3 protein-coding genes are annotated in these 1,766 nt (G+C 58.4%); 2 read left to right on the top strand and 1 reads right to left on the bottom strand.

Annotated elements, in window-relative coordinates; all coding sequences use genetic code 11:
- The first annotated feature begins 90 nt into the window (after positions 1-90).
- Both CIK75_RS03730 and CIK75_RS03725 read left to right on the top strand, forming a co-directional pair.
- Positions 91-1,026, top strand: a complete 936-nt coding sequence (locus tag CIK75_RS03730; RefSeq protein ID WP_096223258.1) for a ParA family protein — start codon at positions 91-93, stop codon at positions 1,024-1,026.
- 28 nt (positions 1,027-1,054) lie between these two features.
- On the top strand, positions 1,055-1,570 hold the full coding sequence (locus CIK75_RS03725) for a hypothetical protein (RefSeq protein ID WP_096223257.1): 516 nt from the start codon (positions 1,055-1,057) through the stop codon (positions 1,568-1,570).
- Here the strand turns inward: CIK75_RS03725 and CIK75_RS16190 are convergent.
- The coding region (locus CIK75_RS16190; RefSeq protein WP_198962390.1) for a hypothetical protein at positions 1,567-1,766 on the bottom strand (200 nt) is incomplete at its 5' end. The two genes, CIK75_RS03725 and CIK75_RS16190, sit on opposite strands and share 4 nt — an antisense overlap.

Below are 1,766 nucleotides of genomic sequence, written 5' to 3'. Positions count from 1 at the left end.
GGACGTAAACAGATCTGTCTCCCATATGGACTGCATACGTAGAATTGAGGTAGTGTGGCCAGCGTCAGATCACCCTTCAGAGGAGGCACCATGAGCCCGTCCCGCTTTAGCCGGACAGAGATCCAGCCGGCCACAGTTGGCCAAATTCTTCGAACCATCACCGTCAGCAATGACAAGGGTGGCGTCGGAAAGACATCTTTCGTAGCGAATGTAGCCGCACTTATCGCCGATGCAGGGCACCGCGTACTGGTTATCGACCTCGATCCCCAGGCAAACCTGAATCGTGACTTTGGCTATGCCAAGTCCGATGGTTCCGATCTGCTTTACGCGCTGCAGAACGGCACTCCCATGCCCATCTTGGAGAACGTGCGGCCCAATCTGGACGTTGTTGCCGGAGGCCGGGAGATTCGGGTCCTCCAGGGCATCATCTTCGCCAAGGGCGGGCAGGACCATATTCTTCCGTCGATGCTCTATGCGTCTCTGTCGGCTGTTGCGGAACCCTACGACCTGATTCTCATCGACACCGCTCCGGGGGATCCATGGTTGGTGGAAGCCGCCTTGGCTGTGTCGTTTGCCCTGTTGATCATCACCGGCAGCGATGATGCTTCCTTCGACGGCCTGGATGGAACGGCAGAGAGGTTCGTTGCTGCCCGTGCTCTGAACCCTGATCTGGAACTGGCAGGAGCAGTGATATTCGGTGTCGGGGACACAACGCGACGGATCGCACGTGAAACGCGTGAAGTCATCGAGGGAAAGCTTGGGGGAGTGGCCCCCGTGTTTCGTACTAGCGTCCGGCACCAGCTCGCTGCCGCCAAGGACGCTCGAAAGAACGGCCAACTTATCCACGAGCTGGAAGGTTCGGTTTCCGAGGCAGCACGATCTCGCCTTCAAGCACTGAAGGAGGGGAGGAAACCCGAGGGTTCCTACCACGCATCCAACGTCAGTGGCCTCCTCAGCGACTATTCCTTCTTGGCCGAAGAACTTCTGGAACGCATCTTGGAACTGGAGGCGGGACAAAATGAGTGAGAAGGAACCACAACGGAACGTCGGTGTAATGTTTGCCAAATCGGCTGCCCCGAAGAAGGACGGCAACGCGCCGCCACGAGTGACCACGCACCTTCCTAAGAAGCCTGCCGCAGCGGCACCTCGTGCAGTTGCCCCGGAGCCCACAGTCGCCCACACCCCCAGCGAGGTGGTGCTGGACGTACCAACAACGGCCAACACATCTGTATCGCTGCCGCCGGCGGTCTTCAACGAAGTCCGCAGTCGTTCAGTCGAGGAACGAATCAGCAACACGGAGCTGCTCGTCAGGGCCTTCGCCGATGTTCCCCTCAAATCCCTGCAGGCAAAACTCAGTTCCACGGGACCAACCAAGAGCGGCGGCATGCCGATGCCCACAACGAGGCGGCGCCGCTACGGCGGTGGAAGCACCCAAATGCAGCTGAGATTGACTCCCGAGCAGCTAGCTTGGCTCGATGAAATGAAGACGACTGCTGGAGCACCAAATCGCAGCGTCCTGGTCGCAACGGTCTATGCGCTGTATCTGAAGCTGGATATTCCTGGGCTTTAGTTCGGCAACTGCTTCTCACTCAAGGTCCTGTTCAGGCGTACCCCGCCAGGCAGGACCTTGAGTGCGTTTTCGGGGAAGAAGATCTGCACTGCGCGCAGGTGCTGGAGAAACTTTGCTTTGAACTGTCTCCGTTGCGCATAATCTGCGCCGAACTGATCTTCCAGCTGCGCCCAAGTAACCGTGCTTGCCTTCTGTA

Origin of the sequence: Glutamicibacter sp. BW78 (assembly GCF_002332245.1) — a bacterium.
GTDB lineage: Bacteria > Actinomycetota > Actinomycetes > Actinomycetales > Micrococcaceae > Arthrobacter_H > Arthrobacter_H rhombi_A.
This window is presented reverse-complemented; position numbering and strand designations above follow the sequence as displayed.